The sequence below is a fragment of the Variovorax brevis genome, assembly GCF_030317105.1.
Classification (GTDB): domain Bacteria; phylum Pseudomonadota; class Gammaproteobacteria; order Burkholderiales; family Burkholderiaceae_C; genus Variovorax; species Variovorax brevis.
On record NZ_JASZYG010000003.1, the window covers coordinates 810,323 to 834,789 of the forward strand.

At 65.9% G+C, this 24,467-nt stretch carries 21 protein-coding genes; 11 read left to right on the forward strand and 10 right to left on the reverse strand.

Annotated features, from left to right (window positions below; genetic code table 11):
* Window positions 1-10 precede the first annotated feature (10 nt).
* Window positions 11-2,155, reverse strand: coding sequence for a TonB-dependent receptor plug domain-containing protein (locus QTI66_RS12680; RefSeq protein ID WP_286559909.1), 2,145 nt, complete (start codon window positions 2,153-2,155; stop codon window positions 11-13).
* Window positions 2,156-2,354: 199 nt separating this feature from the next.
* On the opposite strand from QTI66_RS12680, the gene QTI66_RS12685 reads away from it, so the two are divergent.
* The 7 genes from QTI66_RS12685 (at window position 2,355) to QTI66_RS12715 (ending at window position 9,119) form a co-directional block, all read left to right on the forward strand.
* Window positions 2,355-3,011 carry a response regulator gene (locus QTI66_RS12685; protein WP_286559910.1) on the forward strand — a complete coding sequence of 219 codons (657 nt, stop codon included), beginning with the start codon at window positions 2,355-2,357 and terminating at the stop codon, window positions 3,009-3,011.
* Window positions 3,008-4,408 (forward strand): sensor histidine kinase, encoded by a 1,401-nt coding sequence (locus QTI66_RS12690; RefSeq protein ID WP_286559912.1) that lies wholly within the window; start codon window positions 3,008-3,010, stop codon window positions 4,406-4,408. Before QTI66_RS12685 ends, QTI66_RS12690 begins: the two co-directional genes overlap by 4 nt.
* Window positions 4,409-4,417: 9 nt before the next feature.
* Window positions 4,418-4,780 (forward strand): YkgJ family cysteine cluster protein, encoded by a 363-nt coding sequence (locus QTI66_RS12695; protein WP_286559914.1) that lies wholly within the window; start codon window positions 4,418-4,420, stop codon window positions 4,778-4,780.
* 162 nt (window positions 4,781-4,942) lie between these two features.
* On the forward strand, window positions 4,943-5,575 hold the full coding sequence (gene kynB, locus QTI66_RS12700) for an arylformamidase (protein WP_286559915.1): 633 nt from the start codon (window positions 4,943-4,945) through the stop codon (window positions 5,573-5,575).
* 145 nt (window positions 5,576-5,720) lie between these two features.
* Window positions 5,721-6,998: a kynureninase gene (gene kynU, locus QTI66_RS12705; RefSeq protein ID WP_286559917.1), complete on the forward strand. Its 1,278-nt coding sequence runs from the start codon at window positions 5,721-5,723 to the stop codon at window positions 6,996-6,998.
* Between the two features lie 11 nt (window positions 6,999-7,009).
* The gene (gene kynA, locus QTI66_RS12710; protein ID WP_286559918.1) at window positions 7,010-7,846 is read left to right on the forward strand and encodes a tryptophan 2,3-dioxygenase; all 837 of its coding nucleotides are present in this window, start codon (window positions 7,010-7,012) and stop codon (window positions 7,844-7,846) included.
* A 34-nt stretch (window positions 7,847-7,880) separates the two neighbouring features.
* A complete protein-coding gene (locus QTI66_RS12715; protein ID WP_286559920.1) occupies window positions 7,881-9,119 on the forward strand; it encodes an SMI1/KNR4 family protein in 1,239 nt (412 codons plus the stop codon).
* 49 nt (window positions 9,120-9,168) lie between these two features.
* Here the strand turns inward: QTI66_RS12715 and QTI66_RS12720 are convergent, their stop codons facing one another.
* From QTI66_RS12720 to QTI66_RS12735, 4 genes are read right to left on the reverse strand one after another with little or no spacing between them, the layout of a single operon-like run.
* Entirely contained in the window at window positions 9,169-10,350 is a 1,182-nt protein-coding gene (locus QTI66_RS12720; protein WP_286559921.1) for an FAD-dependent monooxygenase, read from the reverse strand.
* A 6-nt stretch (window positions 10,351-10,356) separates the two neighbouring features.
* Entirely contained in the window at window positions 10,357-10,647 is a 291-nt protein-coding gene (locus QTI66_RS12725) for a DUF6587 family protein (RefSeq protein ID WP_286559922.1), read from the reverse strand.
* Window positions 10,648-10,660: 13 nt separating this feature from the next.
* Window positions 10,661-12,523, reverse strand: a complete 1,863-nt coding sequence (gene feoB / locus QTI66_RS12730; RefSeq protein WP_286559924.1) for a ferrous iron transport protein B — start codon at window positions 12,521-12,523, stop codon at window positions 10,661-10,663.
* Window positions 12,516-12,803, reverse strand: coding sequence for a FeoA family protein (locus tag QTI66_RS12735; RefSeq protein WP_286559925.1), 288 nt, complete (start codon window positions 12,801-12,803; stop codon window positions 12,516-12,518). The genes feoB and QTI66_RS12735 overlap by 8 nt, the downstream gene beginning before the upstream one ends.
* A 271-nt stretch (window positions 12,804-13,074) precedes the next feature.
* Here QTI66_RS12735 and QTI66_RS12740 point away from each other — a divergent pair, with 271 nt between their 5' ends.
* Window positions 13,075-13,983 carry a peptidoglycan-binding domain-containing protein gene (locus QTI66_RS12740; RefSeq protein ID WP_286559926.1) on the forward strand — a complete coding sequence of 303 codons (909 nt, stop codon included), beginning with the start codon at window positions 13,075-13,077 and terminating at the stop codon, window positions 13,981-13,983.
* A gap of 388 nt (window positions 13,984-14,371) precedes the next feature.
* Here the strand turns inward: QTI66_RS12740 and acnA are convergent, their stop codons facing one another.
* Complete coding sequence (acnA, locus tag QTI66_RS12745; RefSeq protein WP_286559927.1) at window positions 14,372-17,107, reverse strand: aconitate hydratase AcnA; 2,736 nt, start codon at window positions 17,105-17,107, stop codon at window positions 14,372-14,374.
* A 138-nt stretch (window positions 17,108-17,245) separates the two neighbouring features.
* On the opposite strand from acnA, the gene QTI66_RS12750 reads away from it, so the two are divergent.
* On the forward strand, window positions 17,246-18,085 hold the full coding sequence (locus QTI66_RS12750; RefSeq protein ID WP_286559928.1) for a helix-turn-helix domain-containing protein: 840 nt from the start codon (window positions 17,246-17,248) through the stop codon (window positions 18,083-18,085).
* Between the two features lie 88 nt (window positions 18,086-18,173).
* Here QTI66_RS12750 and QTI66_RS12755 read toward each other — a convergent pair whose 3' ends face one another.
* From QTI66_RS12755 to QTI66_RS12770, 4 genes are all read right to left on the reverse strand, one after another.
* Complete coding sequence (locus QTI66_RS12755) at window positions 18,174-18,755, reverse strand: hypothetical protein (protein WP_286559929.1); 582 nt, start codon at window positions 18,753-18,755, stop codon at window positions 18,174-18,176.
* Window positions 18,752-19,897, reverse strand: a complete 1,146-nt coding sequence (locus QTI66_RS12760) for a DUF2827 domain-containing protein (RefSeq protein WP_286559930.1) — start codon at window positions 19,895-19,897, stop codon at window positions 18,752-18,754. The genes QTI66_RS12755 and QTI66_RS12760 overlap by 4 nt, the downstream gene beginning before the upstream one ends.
* Entirely contained in the window at window positions 19,894-21,051 is a 1,158-nt protein-coding gene (locus QTI66_RS12765) for a DUF2827 domain-containing protein (protein ID WP_286559931.1), read from the reverse strand. Before QTI66_RS12765 ends, QTI66_RS12760 begins: the two co-directional genes overlap by 4 nt.
* A 111-nt stretch (window positions 21,052-21,162) precedes the next feature.
* Window positions 21,163-22,272, reverse strand: a complete 1,110-nt coding sequence (locus tag QTI66_RS12770; RefSeq protein WP_286559932.1) for a YadA-like family protein — start codon at window positions 22,270-22,272, stop codon at window positions 21,163-21,165.
* A 25-nt stretch (window positions 22,273-22,297) separates the two neighbouring features.
* On the opposite strand from QTI66_RS12770, the gene QTI66_RS12775 reads away from it, so the two are divergent.
* Complete coding sequence (locus QTI66_RS12775) at window positions 22,298-22,441, forward strand: hypothetical protein (protein WP_286559933.1); 144 nt, start codon at window positions 22,298-22,300, stop codon at window positions 22,439-22,441.
* A 3-nt stretch (window positions 22,442-22,444) separates the two neighbouring features.
* Window positions 22,445-24,361, forward strand: a complete 1,917-nt coding sequence (locus QTI66_RS12780) for a hypothetical protein (RefSeq protein ID WP_286559934.1) — start codon at window positions 22,445-22,447, stop codon at window positions 24,359-24,361.
* The last annotated feature ends 106 nt before the right edge of the window (window positions 24,362-24,467 follow it).

The window sequence follows — 24,467 nt, forward strand, 5'->3', positions numbered from 1 at the left end:
GTCCCGCCGCTCAAAAGCGCGTCCCGATGGTCACATACAGCCGTGGCGTCAACGTCATGTCCGACGTGGTTTGCGTGAGTCCGGCCTGCGGGTCGGCATAGCTCTTCTCGCGAACGAAATGCACGTTGCCGATGTTGTAGACGCCGATTCGCCAATACCCCAGCTTCGTGATCACGGAGCCCACATACAGGTCCAGCATCGCTCGCGCCTTGTCCCGCCCTGTGATGCCGGGCGAGGTGTTGAAGTCGGCCGGGCCGGTCAAGGTCAGCGTTCCGCCACCGAACAGGCCGCCCGTGTTGCGAATGGGCCTCGCCACATTGATCGTCGCCAGATAGCGCGCCTGCCCCGGAATGCGCTGCCCGACGTTGATCCCGCTGGTCATGCGCGACTGCAGCAGGCTGGCATTGGCCGCCAGCGTCCAGTCGTCAGCAAGACCCAGCCAGGTGAGCCCGCTCTTGACGTCGGCTTCCAGCCCCCAGACGAGCGCATCGCCGACGTTTTGCCGCTGGTCCACCCAGCGGTTGCCAACAAGCGCCGTGGTGGTCGCAATCGCGTCCGACACTTGCCGCACAAAGAGGTTCAGGCCACCCATGCCCTGCGAACCCAGCTTGGTGTCCATGCCCGTGTCCAGCGTCCAACTGGTTTCAGGCTGCAGGAAGGGATTGCCGACCACGTCCGGATTGGTGATGCTGTTGCTGCCCTGGCTGGGAATGCGCCGGTCGATGAGGTCCCAGATGCTCGGGTTGCGCGTGATGCGCGCCAGGTTGACGCGCATCTGCGTGTCTTCGCCCAGGGGCGTTCGAACGTGCAGCGAGGGTTGCAGCCAGCGCTGGCGCTGGTCGGTCAAGAGCGTGGCGTCGCTGCTTTCAATGTGGCTTTCCTCGCCGCGAAGTCCCGCGGTGAGCGTGGTGTTGCCCGGCAACTCCCATTCGTTCTGCCCCCACAGCACCTGCCGCGTGATGCGGGCCCCCAGATCGAGCACGGTGTCCGGCGCGCGGCTCACGTTGGACAGGCTGTTGACGCTCAGGCTTCGGCGGTCGACCAGGGCGCCGACGCTCCACAGCAGTGGACTTTTCGTGCCCGTCAGCTTGGTGCTGAGCGACCCGTAGGTTTCGTCGCGCTTGTCCAGCAGCCCGTAGACGCTGTTCACCGGCCCGAAGCCATAGTCCTGGCGCACGTCGCCCAAGCGATCCACGGTGTCCCGGGCATTGCTGTCCGACAAGGTCGTCTCCAGCTTGGCGCCCTCGAAACGATGCGTCCAGTCGATGGCGCCCTGCAGGTAGCGACGATCGTAGCGGTGGGCTTCCCCACTTTGAAGGGCGTAAGACCCCAGGCTGTCGTGCCCGCTTCCCACGCTGCGGTAGTTGCCCGAAAAGTCGGCTTGGCTCAGGTTGGCGCGCAATGTCAACTGGTCCGACGCGCCCACGTGCCCGCTGATGCGAGGTATGAGGGTGTCATCCCTGCGTCGATAGCGGCCCGACGCATCGACCTCGGAGGTCACGCCACTGGGGTCCGAGCTTGTTCGATGCGTGTCCGCGCCCAGGATGTAGCCAATGCTCGACGCGGCAACGAAGTAGGCCCAGGGTTGCGATGCAAGCGACGCATCGGCATCGGCAGGCTTGCTGCCAATGGGACCGCTTCTGGAGAAGAAGGCCTGCGCCGCATCGCTGCCCCACACATGGTTGTCGGTGAGGCGGATGTTGGTCTCACGCTGCACAGTCGCCTGCCGCAGCACGATGTTGATCGTGCCGCCGGTGGCGCCAGAGAACTCGGCCGACGGCGCACGCACGACCTCGATGCGTTCGATCAACTCCGAAGGAAGCTGATCCATCGGCAGTTGCGACTTGGCACTCGCCACCCGCTGGCCGTCGATCAGCAACTGCGTTGCGCCGCGGTCCATGCCGCGCATGCGGATCTCCACGCTCCCGTCCGCCGTCGGCGTGACCTGCACGCCCGGCAATGCACGCAGCACGTCGGCCACGGAAAAGGCACCGAGTTGCTCGATGTCCTTGCGATCGACGACGACCATCGAGCCTGCCGCGAAAAAGCGTTGCTCGATGGAACGCCGAGCCGTGACGTTGATGGTTTCGAGTTGCGGCGCATCGCTGGCCGCCGCGCCGGGGTTGTCCGGCATCGACTGGGCATGAAGCGTCAATGCATGGGTCAGAATTGCTGTTACCGCTGCACGTCTGGCAGGACCGCGGGCACGCGCGACGGCGTGGGTGGTGAGCGCAAGGCGCATGAAATCGATCTCCCTTATCTTTGCGCCGATTCTGTTGGGTCGATCCTTAAGGCAAGCCAAAGACGCGCGCCGCCGTGGCTTTTGCGCACGTCGCAGCGTTCAAAATCCCCCAATGCACATCCTCCTGATCGAAGACGACCTGGACCTCGGCCGCGCCTTGCAAGCCGCGCTCAAGGTCGAAGGGCTGACAAGTGAATGGCGTCGCCGCGCGGCCGATGCGCCCACGAGCATCGACGCCGCGATGGTGGACTGCGTGCTCCTCGACCTCACCCTGCCTGACGGCAGCGGCTTCGACCTGCTGGCCCGCTGGCGCCGCAACGGCGTGCAGGTGCCGATCATCGTGATCACCGCGCGCGCCGCCGTGGAAGACCGCTTGGCGGGGCTCGATGGCGGCGCGGACGACTTCGTCATCAAGCCTTTTGCGACCGCAGAGTTGATGTCGCGCATCCGCGCCGTGCTGCGACGCAGCGCGCGGCAGGCGAGCGACTGCTGGACGCTGGGCGACTTGCTGATCGAGCCGCGCCGGCACGCGGCGCAACTCGACGGGCAGCCTCTGGCGCTGTCGCAACGCGAGTTCCAACTCCTGCTGGAGCTGGCGCGCGAGCCCGGCGCCGTGGTCGCCAAGGGCCTGATATCGCAACGCCTCGATCCGCTGGGCGATCCTGTGGACTTCGCGTCAATCGAAGTGCACGTGTCCAACCTGCGCCGCAAGATCGGCGCGGAACGCATCCGCACCGTTCGCGGCGTGGGCTATTTGCTGGTGGCATGAGCGACAAGTCGATCCTGCGCGGCTGGTTCGAGCGCGCCACACAGCCTTCGCTCGTCCAGCGCAGCGTCGTGTCGATCCTCGTCGGCTTCTTGCTGATCTGGGCCGTCCTGCTGGCGTACCTCCTTTTCGAAGTGAAAAGCATCAACGTGCGTGAAGGCGGATTGCAGAAGTTCGCGCAAGCGTTGGAGGCGTCGCTCGCCGACGTGCACACCGATGCCGAAGGCGCGGCCTTCACCGCGGCGACGGCAACCTGGGTCAACATTCGCCGCCGCGAAATCAATCGTCTGCCCGGCGTGATCGAATTCGAACTGCTCGATGCCGACGGCAGGCGCATCTACGCCACGGCAGCCTTGCAAGATAGTGGGCCACTACCCAAGCCCGACAACCCAGCGCAGGCTATCCAGGTCAACGCCGCGCCCTACCGCCTCGTGGAAGCCGTGACGCCGCGATGGACCTTGCGCATTGCCGAACCCACGCGAACCGACCAGGCCTTCCTGGCCTACAACGCGCGCTTTCTCCTGCCCTACCTGCTGTTGGCGTTGCCCATCGTGCTGCTGGCCATCTGGCTGCCGATCCGGCGCGGGCTGCGGCCCTTGCAGACGTTGGCCTCGCGAATCGCCGCACGCGACGCGAACGACCTGAGCCCCGTGGGTGTCGAGGCGCGCTATCGCGAACTCAAGCCGCTCGTGGGTGCGCTCGACGACTTGCTGCAGCGCCTGCGACTGAAAGTCGAACGAGAACGCGCCTTCGTTCAGGATGCGGCACACGAGATCCGCACGCCCCTGGCCGTGATCAATGCGCAGGCGCACGTGCTCGCGCACGCCGCCAATGAAGCTGAGCGCACGCAGGCCGAGGCGCAGTTGAATCTCGCCATTGCGCGCACCTCGCACATGGCGCAACAGTTGCTCGAACTGGCGGCGCTCGACGAAGCGTCGCCGCCCACCACGCGCACCACCGATGTGGCCGGCTGGCTGCGCGACGCGCTGGCGCATCCCGCGCAAGAAGCGATGGACAAAGGCATGGAGCTCTCGCTCGACGCAGCGGACAGCCTGACGCGCAGCATCGACATCACGGCCATGACGTCCATTGTGCACAACTTGGTCGATAACGCCGTTCGCTATGGGTCACGCGGCAACACGGTCGCCGTGGCACTGCATGAACAGGGGCACGATCTCGTGCTCTCGGTGCAAGACGACGGCGCCGGCATTGCACCGTCGCAGCACGCGCGCGTGTTCGAACGCTTCTACCGTGGCACGGACCATGAGGCCAGCGGATCGGGCCTCGGCCTGGCAATCGTCCGGCAGGCCGCGTTGCGCATGGGCGGGCACGTCGACATCGTGGAAGGGCTGAACGGGCGCGGTGTAGGCTTCCGCGTTCGAATTCCGCCTGCCCGTTGATCTCTTGCCATGTCTTCTTCCCTTTCGCCCTGCCAGCAATGCGGCGCCTGCTGCGCCAGCTATCGCGTTGACTTCAGCATCCACGAGTCCGAAGAAATGGGCGGGCGGGTGCCCGCCGGCCTCGCGGTGGAAGTGACCAACACGATCTGCCGCATGCGGGGCACGGACCATGCGCAGCCGCGCTGCGCTGCGCTCGGCGGCAAGATCGGCGTCTCGGTTTCCTGCGGCATTTACGAGTGGCGCCCCAACCCCTGCCACGAACTGGAAGCAGGCAGCTTCGGCTGCGAGCGCGCCCGGGTCCGGCACGGATTGCCCCCGCTGGACGACGGCGTGTTTCGCTCTCCCTCTCCCGCCGGGAGAGGGTCGGGGTGAGGGCACCGGGCGGTTGATTGCCCGGCAGGGTCTCCATCGTCATGCGCCCCCTTCCCCACCTCACCCCCCAAGCGAGAAGCGCCAACCGCCAGACATTTTTCGATTCGTTTCCGTTGGAAATAACCGACACCACGACGCCCCGCACGGCGCTACCTTTGCGCCATGGATTCACTTCGTCTTTGGGACATCTCCCCGCCGGTGCATGAAGGGGCGCCCGTCTTTCCGGGCGACACGCACTACAGCCAGCGCTGGGCCGCCACGATCGGGCCGGGATGCCCGGTCAACGTCAGCGAGATCACGCTTTCGCCACACGTCGGCGCGCATGCCGATGCACCGCTGCACTACGACGCGGAAGGCGCCACCATCGGCGCCGTCAGCCTCGTGCCTTTCCTGGGCCGCTGCCGCGTCATCCACGCCATCGAGTGCGGGCCGCTCGTGGAATGGCGGCACATCGAACACGCCCTGGATGACCTGCCGCCGCGCGTGCTGGTCCGCACCTACCGGACGGCGCCGGTCGATCGCTGGGATCCGCAACTCGCCGCCTATGCGCCGCAAACAATTGAAAAGCTCGCCGAGCGCGGCGTGCAACTCGTTGGCATCGACACCGCGAGCATCGACCCGGCCGACAGCAAGTCGCTCGAAAGCCACCAGGTCATTCGCCGCCTGGGCCTGCGCGTGCTCGAAAACCTCGTGCTCGACGACGTGCCCGAAGGCGACTACGAACTCATTGCCCTGCCGCTGAAGCTGACAACTGCCGACGCCTCCCCCGTTCGCGCCGTCCTCCGAGAACTATGACCTCCCCCAGGCGGCGCGCACTTCGTGTCGCTCCGCCAACCCCCTCGCCGGGGGCAACACCAGCGGTCCGGCAAAGCCGGTCCCACGGTGTTTCACTGAAGTAGAACTGGCCTCGTTCGCCATGACCGTTGAAGTAAAGCTTGATATGAACCTCGAAGACTGCAAGCGCCTCGATGCGCAAGACCCGCTGCGCACGTTGCGCGACCAATTCACCATCCCCGCCGGCGTCATCTACCTGGACGGCAATTCGCTGGGCGTGATGCCCAAGGCCGCGCCCGCCCGCGTCGCCGAAGTGGTGACCGGCGAATGGGGCGAAGGGCTCATCCGCTCCTGGAACACTGCCGGCTGGTTCGACTTGCCGCAGCGCCTGGGCGACAAGGTGGCGCGCCTCATCGGCGCCGCGCCGGGCGAAGTGGTGTGCACCGACAGCACCTCGATCAACCTCTACAAGGTGCTGTTCGCCGCACTCTCTCAAGCCAAGGCCGACCCGAAGCGCCGCGTCGTCATCAGCGAGCGCAGCAACTTTCCGACCGACCTTTACATCGCCGAATCGCTGTGCAAGGAACACGGCATGACGCTGCAACTCATCGAAGAGAGCGAACTGCCGGCGGTGCTCACGCCGGAAGTCGCGGTGCTGATGCTCACACACGTCAACTACCGCACCGGCGCAATGCACGACATGGCGGCCATCACTGATGCCGCGCATGCGGCCGGCGTGCTCACCGTGTGGGATCTGGCGCACAGCGCTGGCGCGGTGCCCGTGTCGCTCAACGAAGCCAACGCGGATTTCGCCATCGGGTGCGGGTACAAGTACCTCAACGGCGGCCCCGGCGCGCCGGCTTTCGCGTGGGTCCACACGCGCCACGCCGGCCAGTTTCAACAGCCGCTGTCGGGTTGGTGGGGCCACGCCGCGCCCTTCGAATTCACGCCGCATTACCGCCCTGCCCCCGGCATCGCGCGCTATCTCTGCGGCACCCAACCCATCGTGAGCCTGGCCGCGCTCGAATGCGGCCTCGACACGGTGCTCGCCGCCGATCCGCATGGCGGCATGGACGCATTGCGCACCAAGTCGCTCGCCCTCACCGACGCCTTCATCGACCTGACCGAGGCGCGCTGCCCCGGCCGCTTCAAGCTTGTCACGCCGCGCGACCACGCACGTCGCGGCTCGCAGGTGTGCCTGGCGATGACGAAGCAGGAAACGCCCACGCAGGCCTATGCCATCGTGCAGGCGCTCATCGCGCGCGGCGTCATCGGCGACTACCGCGCCGGCGATTCGCAGATGCCCGACATCCTGCGCTTCGGCTTCACGCCGCTCTATCTCGGCTTTGAAGACGTCTGGAATTCCGTCGAGCACATCGTGCAGGTGCTCGAAAGCGAGGAATGGAAGCGCCCCGAGTTCAACCAGAAAAATGCCGTGACCTGAGAGCGCAGGAAATGAGCACCGAAAAAATCGTCCACGAAGAAAAGGCCCAGCTGGACTTCAGCGAGTCCATGAGCTACGGCGACTACCTGCACCTTGACGAAATCCTGAGCGCACAGCATCCGCTGTCGCCGGCGCATGACGAGATGCTTTTCATCGTGCAGCACCAGACCAGTGAGCTGTGGATGAAGCTCATGCTGCACGAGTTGACCGCCGCCACGCGCTGCGTCGCGCAGGAGCAGTTGCCCGACGCCTTCAAGATGCTGGCCCGCGTCACGCGGATCATGGAGCAGTTGGTCGGCGCCTGGACCGTCCTGTCGACCATGACGCCGCCCGAATACAGCGCAATGCGGCCGTACCTGGCGAGCTCCAGCGGATTCCAGAGCGCGCAATACCGCTGCATCGAGTTCGCGCTGGGCAACAAGAACGCCGCCATGCTCAAGCCCCACGAGCATCGCCCGGACCTGCTGGCGCGCGTTGACGCAGCCTACCGCTCGCGCTCGCTCTACGACGAATCGCTGCGCCTGCTGGCGCGCCGCGGCTTGCCCGTGCCCGCCAGCCACCTGGAGCGGGACTGGAGCTTGCCCTACGTCGCCAGCGACGAGGTCGAAGCCGCATGGCTCGTCGCTTACCGCGACCCGCACAAGTACTGGGACGTCTACCAGCTCGGCGAAAAGCTCACCGACATCGAGGACGCTTTTCGCCTCTGGCGCTTTCGCCACGTGACGACCGTCGAGCGCATCATCGGGTTCAAACGTGGCACAGGCGGCACGGGCGGCGTAAGCTATCTTCGCAAGATGCTCGACGTGGTGCTGTTTCCGGAAATCTGGAAACTGCGCACCGACCTGTAGTTCCACTGTCGGGCACAAGAAGGAGGAGACTTGCATGGCTGATTTCTTTTCGCCCGACGAACTCGCCCAGCTGCGCGAGCACGGCATCGTGATCTTTGCCGATCGCGTGATCTTCGACGCCAGGCCGCCCATGTCCCCCGGGGCACTGGCCGAGGTGGAGGCGGCCTGCGCCGGCCCCGTGCCGCCGCAGCTTGTCGCGCTGTGGCAGCAGACCGCCGGCGGCGCCCTGGACTACGACCTCACGCTGCGCATGAACGGCAGCGAGGAAGCCGTCAACTGGAGCGAGCTCTTCAGCGACAGCAGCGATGGTTTCTACGACCTGACGGGCTGGATCAACTTCGAACGATCGAGTGCCGCCAAGGCCAATGGCGAAGACACTCCGCCCCAACTGATGACGCTGCCCTTTGGCGGCTTCGAGGACAGCGACCGCATCTACACCGTCACCAAGCCCGGCACGCAGTTCGGCAGCATCCTTGCGTGGAAGCGAGGCATGCCCGCCACGTGGCCGCACGCCATGCACGAGGACGGCCTGGCCACCATCGCCACCGACCTGAAAGGCGCCCTCGCCGCGCTGCACCTGAGCGAAGACCCGCTGGAGCCCGCTGGCGACTATTTCACCGGACAGGCGCTCATGGACTACGTGGACGAACGCCACGGCGACCACGGGCTGGACCTGGACCTGTGCGACAAGCTGATCGCCTTCTATCGCCGCGCGCTGATCGACTGGCGAACGCCGCTGGCCAATGGCGAGCTTGCGCGAGCACCGCTCACGGCGCAGATTGCGTTGCGCCATGCCATTGCCACCGACGACCCTGCGCTGGTCGACGAGCTGGCTGCCGCGGGCGTGAGCTTCGACGCACCCTTGCACGGGACGGCCATTGCGACGGATCTGGCGCTGGCGCATGGTGCCTATGCGGCGGCAGCGGCGCTGGTCGATGCCGGCGCGCCCGTCAGTGCCGATGCCATGGATTGCATCGAAGGCGCCATATCGCCCGAACTCACGCTGCAGTTGCTCGCCAAGGGCGCCCAGCCGACGGCGCACGCCGTGGCGCAATGCGTGGCCTGCGGCGCGCCGGATGCCGCCCGGCTCATCGCGCAGGCCTACGCCAAGATGCACGACGACCTGCCAGCCGCCTTCGAAGACGCGCGCAACGAACTACTGGAAGACCTGGAAAGCTCACTGGCCGCCGTGCGCACCGACGAGATCAGCCATCACCTCGGCGCCGAGGGCCTGGCCGAGCGCATCGAGCACCTGAAGAGCTTCGAGCTTTAGGGAGACCTGGAAAGAGCCCCGAGGATCCGGGGGCTTGCCCGGAGACGCCTCAGCCCTCGTACAACCAGGGCGCATCGAGCAGATGCGACCCCAGCACGCGCAGCGCAGCGTCCCGCGCGATGCGTATCGTTCCGCTCGAATGGAAGACTTCCCCATTGCGCTTGGCGCGCGCCTGCACGCGGGCGTTGCGTTGCCAGCGTGTGGCCGCGTACCGCGCGAAGGCGGCCGGCAAGCTGGCCGGCCCGCCGTTGCCGACGCGCTCAGCCAGCGCCACCGCGTCCTCGATCGCCATGCCCGCGCCTTGCGCGAGGTAAGGCACCATCGGATGGGCCGCGTCGCCGATCAGCGCAATGCGTTCGTTCGCCATGTCCTCGGGGCCCACGAGCGGCGGCCGGTCGTTCACCGTCCATGCGCGCCAGGCGGGCATGGCCTCGATCAGGGGCCTCACGCCGTCACAACGGTCGCCAATCGCCTGCAGCAAGGCGACGACGCTGGCGTCCTGGTCCCAATCGCCGGGGTCGTGCGCGGTTTTTTCGGACTCGGCAATGACCACCAGGTTGAGGCAGTCACCCCCACGCACCGGATAGGCCACGACATGCAGGCGCTCACCGAGCCAGGCCTGCACGTCGGCGCTGCGCAGCGACTCCGGAAGGCTGTCCTGCTGCACAAGCGCGCGCCAGGCGGTGTGGCCCGTGGGCCGGGGTGGCAGCGTGCTTTCCACCACGCGCTCGCGCACGATGCTCCACAGGCCGTCCGCACCGATGAGCCCGTCGCCATCCCACGCGCGCGCGCCAAGGGCCGCCACGCAGACCCCTTCGTCGCGGGTGGCCACCTCGGAGATGCGGGCATCGGTCGTGAGCGTGACGCCGGCCATGCTGCGTGCGCTGGCGAGCAGCACGCCGTGCAGGTCGGCGCGGTGCGCGCAAAGGTATGGCGCGCCGTATTTGCGCTCCATCGCGTCCGCCAGCGGCATGCTGGCCAGCAGGTGGCCATCGACGGCATTGCGGATCGACAGCGCCTTGGGCCGCGCCGCGATGCGGGCCAGCGATTCCTCCAGGCCCAGCGATTTCAGGCGACGGGTGACGTTGGGCCCCAACTGGACGCCCGCCCCGATTTCGCCGAATGCCGGCGCCTGCTCGAGCACGTCGACCACTTGACCGGCACGCGCAAGCGCCACGGCGGCACAGAGCCCGCCAATGCCGCCACCGGCAATGAGTAGGTGAGCTGGCATGGGCGCTCAGCGTTGACGGAGGAGGGGCGCTTCGTTGGGGGTCGCGGGCTTGGCCAGAGACGACTTGTCTCCCGCCGTGCCGCAACTGCCGCAGCTGTCGCACGAGCCGCATCCCGAGCTTTTGGCCAGCGACGCTGCCAGCTGCTGCGCGCGGGACTCATCCACCAGCCCGGCGCGATGCGTTCCTGCCGCCACCTTGCCAGCCGCCGCCTTGCGCCATTTCGATGGCATCCAGCGCCAGACAGCGTAGATCGCCGCCAATGCGACGATGACCGCGACGATGATTTGTTGCGTCATAACTTTATTGCTCTCAGCCCGCACCCAGCGCCACGGCGACGCGGTAGGTCACGAAGCACGCAGCATAGGCCAACGCGAAGAGATAGCCCGCCATGATCCACACATAGCGCCAGGAATTGGTCTCGCGCTTGACGGTCGCCAGCGTGGAGATGCACTGCGGCGCAAACACGTACCAGACCAGCAGCGACAGCGCCGTGGCGAGCGACCAGCTGCTCGCGATCAGCGGCTGCAGTTGCCCTGCCACCTCGTCGCCCGTGGCCGACAGCGCGTACACGGTGCCAAGCGCGCCCACTGCGACTTCGCGCGCCGCCATGCCGGGCACCAAGGCAATCGAGATCTGCCAGTTGAAGCCGATGGGCGCAAAGATGTGCTCCAGCCCACGGCCGAGCATGCCGGCCAGGCTGTACTGGATGGCCGGCCCGGTCGCGCCTTCAGGCGGCGACGGAAAGGTCGACAGGAACCACAGCAGGATCGTCAGCGTGAGGATGATGGTGCCCACGCGCTGCAGGAAGATCCATGCGCGCTCGTACAGGCCCAGGGCCAGGTTGCGCAGGTTGGGCCAGCGGTAGGCGGGCAGTTCCATCAGCAGCGGCGAGTGCGACTGGTTGTCCCGGAAGCGCTTCATCACCCAGGCCACCGCCATCGCCGACACGATGCCGAAGACGTACAGCGCGAACAGCACGAAGCCCTGCAGGTTGAAGACGCCACCGATGGTCTTTTCAGGAATGAAGGCCGCGATCAGCAGCGCGTAGACCGGCAGCCGCGCCGAGCAGGTCATGAGTGGCGCGATCATGATGGTCGTGAGCCGGTCGCGCCAGTTGCTGATGGTGCGGGTGGCCATCACGCCGGGAATGGCGCAGGCAAAGCTCGACAGCAGCGGAATGAAGGAGCGGCCCGACAGGCCCACCGTGCCCATCACGCGGTCGAGCAGGAAGGCCGCGCGCGGCAGGTAGCCAGAATCTTCCAGCGCCAGGATGAACAGGAACAGGATCAGGATCTGCGGCAGGAAGACGATCACGCCGCCCACCCCCGCCACGATGCCGTCGACCAGCAGGCTCTGCAGCATGCCCTCGGGCACCACCTGCTTGACCAGGTTGCCCAGCGCCTCGGTGCCGGCCTTGATGGCGTCCATGGGCACCGTGGCCCAGCTGAACACCGCCTGGAACATCAGGAACAGCGCCAGCGCCAGCACCAGCATGCCCCACAGCGGATGCAGCACCACGCGGTCGATCTTGTCGCTGGTGTCCAGGCTACCCGCCGGCTCGCGCACGGCCACGGCGAGGATGCGGCGCACTTCGCGCTGCGTGGTCAGGACGTCTTCCAGCTCGGGCGCTTTCCAGGCGCTTGCCTTGGCGGGCGGCACGGGAACGTCGATCGCCGCCAGCAAGCCCTGCGCCCCGTCGGCGCTCACGCCCACGGTTTCGACCACCGGCACGCCGAGTTCGCGCGACAGCGCCGCGGCATCGACGGTGATGCCCTGGCGCTTGGCCATGTCGGTCATGTTGAGCGCCACGACCATCGGCAGGCCGAGGGCGCGTGCTTCGAGCACCAAGCGCAGGTTCAGGCGCAGGTTGGTCGCGTCCGTCACGCAGACCAGCAGGTCGGGCAGCGCCTCGCTGCTCTTGCCGGTGACCACGTCACGGGTGACCGCTTCGTCCGCGCTCAGGGCGTTCAGGCTGTAGGCGCCGGGCAGGTCGAGCACGAACACGCGTCGGCCCGACGGGGTGCGCAACAGGCCTTCCTTGCGCTCGACGGTGACGCCGGCGTAGTTGGCCACCTTCTGGCGGCTGCCGGTCAGCAGGTTGAACAGGGCCGTCTTGCCGCAATTCGGGTTGCCCAGCAAGGCCACGCGGCCGGGGAGCAGCGCTTCAGCCATGCTTCAAGGCTCCGGGGGTGACGCGGATCATGGCGGCCTCGTGGCGGCGCAGGGCAAAAGTCGTGTGGCCCAGGCGCACCGCCAGCGGCTCCCGGCCGGGAACGCCATTGGCCATGATGCGCACGGCTTCTCCCGGCACGAAGCCGATTTCGGTCAGCCGAAGCACCAGTTCGCGATCGTCCGCGCTTTCCGGCCGCGCCACGTCGAGAACGGTCGCCCACTGGTGGCTGGGAAGTTGGTCCAGGCTCAAGGTGGCCGCAGCCGCGCCGTTTTTTGTCATCACCCCAAGGTATCCAAGCAATCAAAGTGAGAATTATTCTCGAAAACTTGGGCCTTCGGCAGTTTCCGGTGAAAGTAGCCCTTTGCGGGAGGCTGAATCGGCCGCCCGGAGCCTTCACTTCGCTGAAATATGCCTTTCTGGCATGTGCGGCGAGGGCATGCCGCCGCGGCAGCCATAAGCCATAGCGAACAGGGCCTGCCTTTGCACCCTCCGGCCAGTTCCGGTGAGGGGAGTCGCTGCCTACACTTTCAGCGACTCAAGGAGGAACACCATGGCGAGAAACATCCTTGCATCCGTCGGGCTCGGCGGCGCCAATCGCAATGACGACGTGGTCACGATCCAGTCCATGCTCAATTGCGTGCCGACCGGCAACGGCGGCCCCATCCCGGCCCTGGACACGGACGGCAAATGCGGCCCCAAAACGGTCGGCGCCATCCGCAACTTCCAGAACAGGCAGTTCAACAGCGCCGACGGGCGGGTGGACGTGGGGCAGCGCACCATCGAGCGCCTGCAGACCTTCGACACGGGCGGCGGACAGGGCGCGACGCCCGTGCCGGGCGGTGTTCCGTCGCCGCAGGTCGTGACGCCGCCGGGCTTCATTCCTGCGAAGTTCGATCCGGCGACGTCCACGTCGGGCGGCGCGAACATCCCGCCGGGGCTGTCGCCGTTGCGGCGAAAGATCATCGAGTTGGCATTCGCCGAGGCCCAGCCGGAGCCGGCCGTCACCGATCTCAAGACGATGATGGATGGCGGTCAGGTCGTGCGCGCGGGGTGGAAGCGGCTCAAGCAGTACTTCGACGAAGGCGTCGACGGCTGGACGGAGCAGAAGTGGAAGGACAAGGCCACTTTCGACGGCGTGCGGATTCCGGGGCGACGGATCCCGCAGCCGCCGACGTCCGGCGTGAGTTGGTGTGGCATCTTCGCCACCTGGGTCGCGCGCCAGGCGGGGGTGCAGACCAAGTGGAAAATGGGCATCGGCCCCAGCGGGCTCAAGCCGACGTTCTCGCGCAACTGCCAGCCGGGCGACATCGCGGTGATGGCGGAGCAGGTGCATCACTTCATCGTCGCGGGGCCGATTGGGGACACGATCATCACGGTCAACGGGAATTCGGACAACCAGGCGATTCTGGTGAAGCCGCGGCCGCTGAGCAGCGTCATCTACTTCTACAGCGTGGAGTGACTTGTCGCAGCCTTGCGCTGCGTGGCACCTGCGGGGCATCAAGCAGGGGCAAATGGGGGCAACCAGGGTCAAACGGGGGCGCGGTCCGAGGACACCGGGTATTCCCCTCCGCGAATGTCCCCCGCCTTCGCCCCTCCTTGATTTCGCTGCGGGGAACACCCGATGCCCTCGGCCCTGTACACGCCGCGTTGTGCGGGTAGATCAACCACTGCGCGTCCGGATCAGGTCGGCGGTGTGCTCTGCGCAGCGAAATCAAGGAGGAGCCGGCAGCCGCAGGCTGTCGGCGGGGGACATTCGCGGAGCAGAGCACACCGTCGGCGTGATCCCCGCCCCTGTCCACAAAGCCTTTCGAGGAACCAGCACCGCAAGCGAGCGGCGCAGTTTCAGCTCATGCAGCCAGAAGCTGCCGCAGCACGAACGGCAAGATGCCACCGTGCTTGTAGTACTCGACCTCAATAGGCGTGTCGATACGCAGACGCACCGTCACTTCCTGATGCGCGCCGTCGAATCGACGGATCACCAGCTTGACGTCCATCTGCGGCTTGAGTTCACCGCCGATAACCACGTCCACCTCTTCATCACCCGTGAGTTGCAGCGTCTGCCATGAATCGGCGCCGCGGAACTGCAGCGGCAACACGCCCATGCCGACCAGGTTGGCGCGGTGGATGCGCTCGAAGCTGCGCGCGATCACCGCCTTGATGCCCAACAGTTGCGTGCCCTTGGCGGCCCAGTCGCGCGAGGAGCCGGTGCCGTATTCCTCGCCGCCGAAGATCACCGTGGGCACGCCCTTGGCCATGTACTTCTGCGCGGCGTCGTAGATGAACATCTTCTCGTTGCCGGGCTGGAAGCGCGTGATGCCGCCCTCTTCCTGCGTGCCGCTGTCGTCGGGCGGAATCATCAGGTTCTTGATGCGCACGTTGGCGAAAGTGCCGCGCATCATCACCTCGTGGTGGCCGCGGCGCGAGCCGTAGCTGTTGAAGTCGGCCTTGGCCACGCCGTGCGCCTTGAGCCAGATGCCGGCGGGCGAGCTTTCCTTGATGGCGCCAGCCGGCGAGATGTGGTCGGTGGTGATCGAGTCGCCAAAGAGCGCCATCACCCGCGCGTTCCTGAAACCCGCATCGGAGGCATGCGGCTGCATCTTGAAGCCCTCGAAGAAGGGCGGCTCGGCGATGTAGGTCGACTTGGGCCAGTCGTAGACGTCGCCCTGGGTGCCCTTGATGCTCGTCCAGAACTTGCCGGGGTCGGTCTTGACCTTCTCGTAGTTCTCGCGGAAGGCCTTGGCGTTCATCGCGAAACGCAGGTTCTCGTCGATTTCCTTGGGCGTGGGCCAGATGTCGCCAAGGTACACGTCCTTGCCGCCCTTGCCCTTGCCGACGGGCTGCGTCATCAGGTCGACCATCACGTTGCCCGCGATGGCAAAAGCGACCACCAGCGGCGGCGAGGCCAGGAAGTTGGCCTTCAGGTTCGGGTGGATGCGCGCTTCGAAGTTGCGGTTGCCCGACAGCACGGCGGCGCCGATCAGCTCGTTCTTCGTGATCGATTCATTGATCTCCGCCGTCAGGTCGCCGGCATTGCCGATGCAGGTCGTGCAGCCGTAGCCGGCCAGGTAGAAGCCGAGCTTTTCGAGGTACGGCAGCAGCCCCGCGTTCGTGAGGTATTCGGTGACGATGCGCGAGCCCGGCGCCAGCGATGTCTTGACGTGCGGCTTGACCTTGAGCCCCGCCTCAACCGCTTTCTTCGCGAGCAGCCCCGCGGCCAGCATCACGCTCGGATTCGAGGTGTTGGTGCAGGAGGTGATGGCCGCGATCAGCACATCGCCGTTGCCGATGGTGGTTTCGGCTTCCTTCAGCGGAAAGCGTGAGTTGAGCTTTTCGGCCGGCTGGTTGAAGCCGTTGGCCTCCTGCGGCTTGCTGTAGAGCTCGGAGAACTTGGTCGACAGGTGGCCCAGGTCGATGCGGTCTTGCGGGCGCTTCGGGCCGGCCAGGCTCGGCGTGACGGTGCCGAGGTCGAGCTTGACGATCTTGGTGTAGTTGAGCTCGCCCACGGCCGGCATGCCGAACAGGCCCTGCGCCTTGTAGTAGGCCTCGAAAAGCTCGATTTCCTTGTCGGTGCGGCCCGTGCCCTTGAAGTAGGCGACGGTCATTTCGTCGACCGGGAAGAAGCCCATGGTCGCGCCGTATTCGGGCGCCATGTTGCCGATGGTCGCGCGGTCGGGCACGGCAATGGATGCGGCGCCCGGGCCGAAGAACTCGACGAACTTGCCCACCACCTTCTCGCCGCGCAGGATGGCGGTGACGTACAGCACCAGATCGGTTGCCGTGACGCCTTCGCGCAGTTGCCCGGTGAGCTCAAAACCCACCACGTCCGGCGTCAGCATGTAGACCGGCTGGCCGAGCATTGCGGCCTCGGCCTCGATGCCGCCCACGCCCCAGCCCACCACCCCGATGCCGTTGATCATGGTCGTGTGGCTGTCGGTGCCCACGAGCGAATCGGGGTAGTAGACAGGTGGGTCACCCTTGTCGTACGGGCTCTTGTAGACGCCGCGCGCGAAGAATTCGAGGTTGACTTGGTGCACGATGCCGAAGCCCGGCGGCACCACGCCGAAGGTGTCGAAGGCCTGCATGCCCCACTTCATGAACTGGTAGCGCTCGTTGTTGCGCTGGAACTCCAGTTTCATGTTCAGGTCGAGCGCCTTGGACGTGCCGTAGTAGTCGACCATCACGGAGTGATCGACCACCAAGTCAACCGGCACCAGCGGCTCGATGGCCTTGGGCGACTTGCCCAGCGACGCCGCCACACTGCGCATCGCGGCCAGGTCGGCCAGCAGCGGCACGCCGGTGAAGTCCTGCAACACCACGCGCGTGACCACGAAGGGAATTTCGTCCACGCGCTCGGTGTTGGGCGCCCAGTTGGCCAGTTCCTCGACGTGCTGCGGCGTCACCTTTTGCCCGTCGCAATTGCGCAGCACCGACTCCAGCACGATACGCAGCGACACAGGCAGGTTGTTGACGTTCGGATATTGCTTTGCCAACTCGCGCAGCGAATAGAACTTTCCCGACTTGCCGGATGCCGTCTTGAAGGTCTTGAGCGTGGAGGCAAATGCGTGCGCCGAATCCTGGGCCATGAAGAACTCCTTGGATGGAAATCGTGAGGGGCTCAGCAAGATAGCAGGGATCGATGAAATCTGGCAGTCAGTCAAGCACTTCAAGCATGACCTGTGAGGTCATGTCGCGGATGACGTGCACGCAATAGCATCGGCAATATGAACTCGCGCATTGCCTCTCCGACCGCCGCCGACCCCTTTGGCACGCACCTGCGCCATTGGCGGCAGCACCGCCGCCTGAGCCAGCTCGACCTGGCGCAGGAAGCCGACATCTCCACCCGCCACTTGAGTTATGTGGAAACCGGTCGCGCGGCGCCGAGCCGCGAAATGGTGCTGCGCCTGGCCGAAAGGCTGGACGTGCCGCTGCGCGAGCGCAATGCGCTGCTGGTGGCGGCCGGCTATGCGCCGATGTACCGCCAGCGCTCGCTCGACGATCCCGCCTTGCAGCCCGCACGCCGGGCCGTCGACCTGGTGCTCAAGGGACACGAACCCTTTCCCGCCCTCGCGGTGGACCGCCACTGGAACCTTGTCGCGCACAACGCGGTTGTGCCCTTGCTCATGGCGGGCGCCTCCGCTGAACTGATGAAGCCACCCATCAACGTCTTGCGGCTGAGCCTGCACCCCGATGGTCTCGCGCCGCGCATTGCCAACCTCGCGCAATGGCGTGCGCATCTGCTGGAGCGCCTTCAGCAACAGATCGCCGCAACAGGCGACGCGGCGCTCGCGGCGCTGCACGACGAGTTGGCTGCCTATCCGGTCGGCCAGGCGGGCCACGACGCACCGGCAGCGGGCGGTGAACTGGCCGGCGTGGTCGTGCCTTTTCAGCTGGTCACGGACCGGGGCTTGCTGAGCTTCATCAGCACGACGACGATTTTCGGAACGCCGGTGGACGTGACGCTGCAGGAGTTGGCGGTGGAATCGTTCTTTCCCGCAGATGCGCAGACGGCGGCGGCGCTTTCCGGTTTGGTGCCCTCTTCCCATGGGAGAGGGGTGGGGTGAGGGCGCGCCTCTCGGACAAAGCACGGCTATGGCAGCCGCCGATGCCCTCACCCTGCCCTCTCCCGGAGGGAGAGGGAAAAGAGAGCGATCAACGTCGGGCCGGCGCAGCAGGAGCAGCCGCCGCAGGGTCCTTCCACGAGTACTCGACAAAGCGCCGAATGACGAGGCACCCCGGCGGCGAGTCGATGAGCGACACCGACGAGTTCGGCTCCTTCGGGTCGACGTACACCACATAAATCGGCAGCAGCCGCGTCATCTGGTAGCCCGTCAGCTCCTGCTGCGCGATGCTGGCGCAGGTGAACGGCGCCACGGAGATCCGCTCCGCCGCCACCGTGCAGCTTCCGTCGGCTTCCGGAAATGCGTTGATCGCCGCCGCCACGCCCGCGTTGGGGTACTCGATGCCGAGAAAGGCGAACACGGCCCCGTTGTCGGGCCGCTTCCGGTCCCAGTCCAGCAACAGGTCATGGTTGCGGCTGCCTTGCAAGCTCAGCGCCGACAGGCGCGCCATGGCAGGCTGGCAACGCTTGATGCCTACGCTGGGCAACGCCACGCTGAGCTTGTCGCGCGGCGCGCCGGCTGGAGCCGCCTGCTGAGCCGGTGCGCCTTGCCCGAATGCCAGGCTGGCGACAAGTCCCGTGGCAGCAGCAAGCACAGCCCAATGCAGCTTCATGTTCGTGTGTAAAGCGCCTCGATGGCGCCGGTGTAGGTACGCACGTTGGCTTCGCTTTCCGGGTCGAGCGTGGCGAGGAAGGCGTTCGCGCGTTCCCGGTACAACGGCAGGTTGGCGTCGTGCTCCGCAAAGGCGCGCAGCAGCGCCTGCCCGCCCTCCTCGCAGTCGAAGCCGTGGTATCGATAGCCGCAGTCCGCCAACAGATGCGAGTTGTGAATAAGCGGAAAGCCCCCGTGCAGCGCCTCGTAATACAGGTAGTTCTGGCTGTTCTCCCAATGGTGGGCAAACACCGCGTCGACTTGCGACGGCATCACCTGGAACAGCGGAAAGCGCCCTTCGAAAGATGCCAGTCCGTGCTTCACCACATCCAGGCTTTGCGCGAAGCCGATGAAGGCCGGCTTGTCCTTCAGATGGAAGCTGTTGTAGACCCACAGGTGCTCCATCAACCGGGGTTGCGCGCGGTGCGCCACGTCGCAGGCGAGCATGGGCGTGAAGCAGGTCTTCACCATGCAGATGTTGGGTTCGAAGATGCCGACCCGCCACTGCGGCCGCCCAGGCCGGTAGTCGAAGGCGTCTCCTTGCCCCGCACGCCCTCGCGCGCGGTCGAGCACCATCGGGCTCCACAGGTGCGGCATCAGGCGCACCGGTGCACGAAAGGCGCTCGCAAAGTACGGCGCGCAGATGCTCTCGTATTCGGGCAGCGTCCAGATCTCGTGGTACGGCGCTCCGGTGATGAGCAAGCCATGCGGCTTGCCGAACACCATGCGCTCGACGTCGATCACGTAGTCGTTGCCCACGCGCATCGACACGATGCGCCCGCCCTTCGCGCGAAAGTCGATGACCCATTCGCGCGCCAGCTGCGCGCTCATCTCGACCATCAGGTCGAGCGTTTGCGCAGCCGTCGGCATGTCGATGATCGGCACGGGCGAATCGACGAGAAAGGTCGATGCGTCCTGCGGACCGCCATCGCCTCCGCCGGCCACCAGCACCACGTCCTGCACGCGCGGCGAACGAAGCAACAGTTGCACGAGGAACAGGCAGTTCTGGAAGATGCCGTTCTCCCACAGGCTCTGCTCGCCCTTGCGAATGAAGATCGAGACGCCGACTCTCAGCCGACGCGAAAGGATGTCCACGTCGCTCAAGCGAAGGCCCCTCTCCTGCTGCCGGCCTCGCTCGCCCGAAAGTCGGGATTGCCGCCCACGAGGTGCAGCAGCCGCTGCGCATAGCCCTCGATATTGGATTGCGAATCCGGATCGACCGCCTCAAACACGCGTTGCGACCGTGCGCGGTAGTCATCCACCTGCCGATCGTGCTCGTGCACGGCATGCAGCAACTGCGCGGCGCCGGCCGCGATGTCGAAGTCGGGGTAGTAGTAGCCCGCGTCGCGCAGCCACGGCGAGTTGTGGATGAGCGGGTAGCCGCCATAAAGCGCATCCAGGTAGCTGTAGTTCTGCGCGTTCTGCCACTGGTGCGCCACCACCGCGTCGGCATGCTGCACCATGAAGCCCGCGAAGTCGTGGCGGCCGTGGAACACCGCCTTGTGCTGGCGCACGAGCTCGAGCGAATTGGCCAGGTAGAGCATCGTCGGATGGTCTTTCAGGTGCAGCGTGTTGAGCACCTGCATCGACGCGAACTGATGCGGTTGCGCCCGATAAGCTTCGTCGCACACCAGCATCGGCACCAGGCAATTCTTGACCAGCGATATGTTGGGCTCGAAGATCGCCAGCCGCCAGGCCTGCTGGCGCCCAGCCTCGTAGCCAAAGCGAAAGTTCGACTTCGCCAGTTCCTCGACACGCTGCGCCAGGAACTGCGGCGACCAGATGTAGGGCACCACATGCACCGGGCAGCGATGCAGGGTGCGCATCATCGGCACGAACACGTCGTCCTTGGGCAGCAGCCATACCTCGTCGCAGCGATCGTGCCGCGCGAAGGTCGCCTTGTCCGTGAAGATGATCGGCTCGGCGAGTCCCACTTGAGGTTGGCCGACACACATGTACGCCGCCTTGCCGCCGCAAGCCCGGAAGTACAGCAGCCATTCGGGCGACAAGGCGCCCGCCATTTCGATGACGACGTCGAGCGTGTGCGTGACCGCTTGCGCCCGCACCAGCTCCAGCCCCAGGGCCTGGATGTCCACTTGCGGCGGCAGCGCATTCTGGTCGCCGACATCAATGAGTTGCACGCGCTCCACGAAGGGAATGCGTTGCAACAGTTGCGCCAGGAACAGCACGTTCTGGCCCATGCCGTTTTCCCAGATGTTCTGTCCCGTATGAGTGATGACAGAGATGCCAATGCGCATGCGGCGAGTGTCACTCAAAATCGTTCAACGTGAAACGCTTCGCGCGATGGCCATCAGTCAGGACGCCAGCCACGCGAGGCGCGGTACAAGAAGACTTCTTCAGCGCAGGCCTTACCTCCACTTCCAGCCGATGCCCGCGTTGATGCCCCACTGCGATCCGGTGGACGACACGCCCGCCCCCCATCCCATCTTTCCGTCCGGGGACACGGCCTTGAACAACAGCGCCACCGCCCCATAACCCTGGTAGCCGCCAACGCCGACACCCACGGCCTTTTCGCCGGGCTCCATTGCCGGCATGTAGGCGCCCGACATCGCGAATGCCATGGCGATGCCCGAATAGGCGACGTGCGAGACCTCCGCAATGTTGCGCTGCAAGACGTTCACCTGGTTCGAGAGGTTGTTGAACTGGTTGGTGATCTGCGACACATCGGCGTTGGTCGCTTTCAACTGCGAGACGTTGACTGCATCGCTGTCGGCCGCCCCGGCAGCGACGCCCGTCACCTGCCGGTATTGACCGCTTGCCGGGTCGCCCACCGCCACCGCGCCTTGCGTGCTGGTCGTCGCAGCGACGGCCGCGGCCTGTGCGGGTGTCGCGCCCGCGCCCACGAAGCCTGCCACGCCCGGACCCGTGCTGGACACGGACCCGGAGCCCAGCGCCACGCCGCCGTTCGTCTGCACCAGCGCCCCGAAGCCCACCGCGGTGCCCTGCGCCACCGCCGGCGCCTTGCTCAATGGCGTGCCGCCCGCATCGGCGTTGTCGCCGATGGCGGTGCCGCCGCCGCCCGCGCGGCTGTTCACACCCACGGCCACCGAGCCCGTTGCCAGGGCACCGGTTCCCACCGCAATCGCGTTGGTGCCGGTGGCTTGCGCGCCCGATCCCAGGGCCACGGCGCTTGCCCCGCTGGCCACGGCTTGCGGGCCGATGGCGACTGAATCGCTGCCCGTGGCCTGCGAGCCGCCAAGCGTCGAATTGGTGTGGGCGTACTTGGTCCCTTGCGCGTTGATGGCATCGATTGCGGAGGCCACGCTGGGGGCAGCGTCCGTGGTGCCGTCGGTCTTGTAGACCGTGTACGAGGGCGCGGAGACGGTGCCCGTTGCCGCATCGTAGGCAGCGCCACCACCCAGCGCCGCTGCCACGCCCGCGCCCGCGTTGGCCACGGTGCTGTTGATCGTGCTCAAGCCGGTGGACAGCGACCCGACGTTGCCAATCAGGCTGCTCACGCCCGTCGAGAGACTGCTGGTCGAAATGATGATGCCTCCCACGCCGCTCGACAAGCTGCCGAAGCTGGTCGAGAGCGAACTCGCGCTGGTCGACAACGAGCTCGCGTTGGTGGACAGGCTGCTGAAATTCGTGGACAGCGAACTCGCCCCCGTGGACAGGCTGCTGTAGCTGGTGGACAGCGAACTCGCCGCGCTCGACAGCGAAGCCGTGCTGCCGAGTATGTCGCTCACACTGGTGGACAAGCTGCTGAAGCCGGTCGACAGCGAACCGATGCCCGTGGACGTCGAGGTCGACAGCGAATTGAGCCCCGTCGACGTCGAGGTCGACAGGCTGCTGACCCCGGTTGACAGCGAGATCGCACTGCTCGATGTCGACGTCGACAAGCTGCTCACGCCCGTGGACAGCGAGCCCACACCGGTCGAGAGCGAGCCGACGCTGGCCGCTGTGGAGGTCGACAGGCTGCTCACGCCCGTCGACAAGCTGCCGACGCCGGTGGACAGCGAACTGATGCCGGTCGACGCGGAGGTGGAAATACTGGCGACGCCTGTCGACAGCGAACTCACGCCGGTCGACAGGCTGCTCACGCCGCTCGACAGGGACGTCATGCCGGTGGACGTCGAGGTCGACAACGAACTGATGCCCGTGGACGTCGTCGTCGACAAGCTCGACAGGCCCGTCGAGGTCGACGTCGACAGGCTCGTGATGCCAGTGGACAGTGAACCCACGGAGGTTGACAGGCTGCTCACGCCGGTGGACAAACTGCCGACGCCGGTGGACAGCGAACTGATGCCGGTCGATGCGGAGGTCGACACGCTGGTGATGCCGGTGGACAGCGACGCAACGCCCGTCGAAGTGGAGGTCGACAAATTGGTGAAGCCCGTCGACAAGGAACTCACGCCGGTTGAAAGACTGCCAACGCCCGTTGAAAGCGAAGTGACGCTGGTCGATGTCGAGGTCGACAGCGAACTGACGCCGGTGGACAAGCTGCCGACGCCGGTGGAGAGCGATCCGAGCCCGGTCGATGTGGACGTGGACAGGCTGGTGATGCCCGTCGAGAGCGAGGTGACACCGGTTGAGAGCGAAGCGACGCCCGTCGAAAGCGAACTCACACCCGTCGAAAGCGAACTCACGCCAGTCGACAGCGAAGTGACACCCGTCGACAGGCTGCCGACGCCCGATGACAGCGAGCCGATGCCTGTCGATGTCGAGGTTGACAGCAAGTCCAGGCCCGTCGACAAGCTGCTCACGCCCGTCGACACCGAAACAAAGCCCGTCGACGTGGAGGTCGACAGGCTGGCAATGTTCGTCGACAGCGAGCTCTGGCCCGTGGAGATGCCGGCCACGACGGTCGACAACGAACTCACGCCGGTCGACACGCTGCCAATGCCGACGGAAGTCGAGGTCGACAGCGAGACAAAGCCCGTTGAAAGGCTGCCGATGCCGGTCGACGTCGAGGTCGACAGGGTGTCGATGCCGGTGGACAGGGAGATGAAGCCCGTCGAGGTCACCGTCGACAAGGAGCCCAAGCCCGTGGACAGGGAATCAACCCCCGTCGACAACGAAGTCACGCCACTCGTGACGGTGCTCAACCCGGTGGAGGTTGAAGTCGATAACGAGGTCACGCCCGTCGACAAGCTGCCGATGCCCGTCGACGTGGAGGTCGACAGATCGACGATGCCGGTGGACAGCGACCCGATACCGGTCGATGTCGAGGTCGACAAGCTGACGACGGAAGTCGACAAGGAACCCGCGCCCGTCGAGAGGCTGCCGATGCTGGTGGAGGTCGAAGTGGACAAGCTGCCCACGCCCGTGGACAGCGACACGACGCTGGTCGATGTGGACGTCGACAACGACGTCACACCCGTGGACAGGCTGCCGATGCCGGTCGATGTCGAAGTCGACAAATCAACGATGCCGGTGGACAGGGATCCGATGCCTGTGGACGTCGAAGTCGACAAGCTCCCGATACCCGTGGAAGTGGAAGTCGACAAGGACGTCACGCCCGTCGAAAGCGAATCCACGCCGGTCGACAACGACGTGACATTGCTCGTCACCGTGCTCAGGCCCGTCGACGTCGAAGAGGAGTAAGCGGGCAATAAACCACGCCCTTCCTTCGAGCGCGACGAAGTGTGAGGCTACGTACCCATGTACAAGAACGTGGACACGTAATGTCAGAGTGGATTTCGGATTTGGC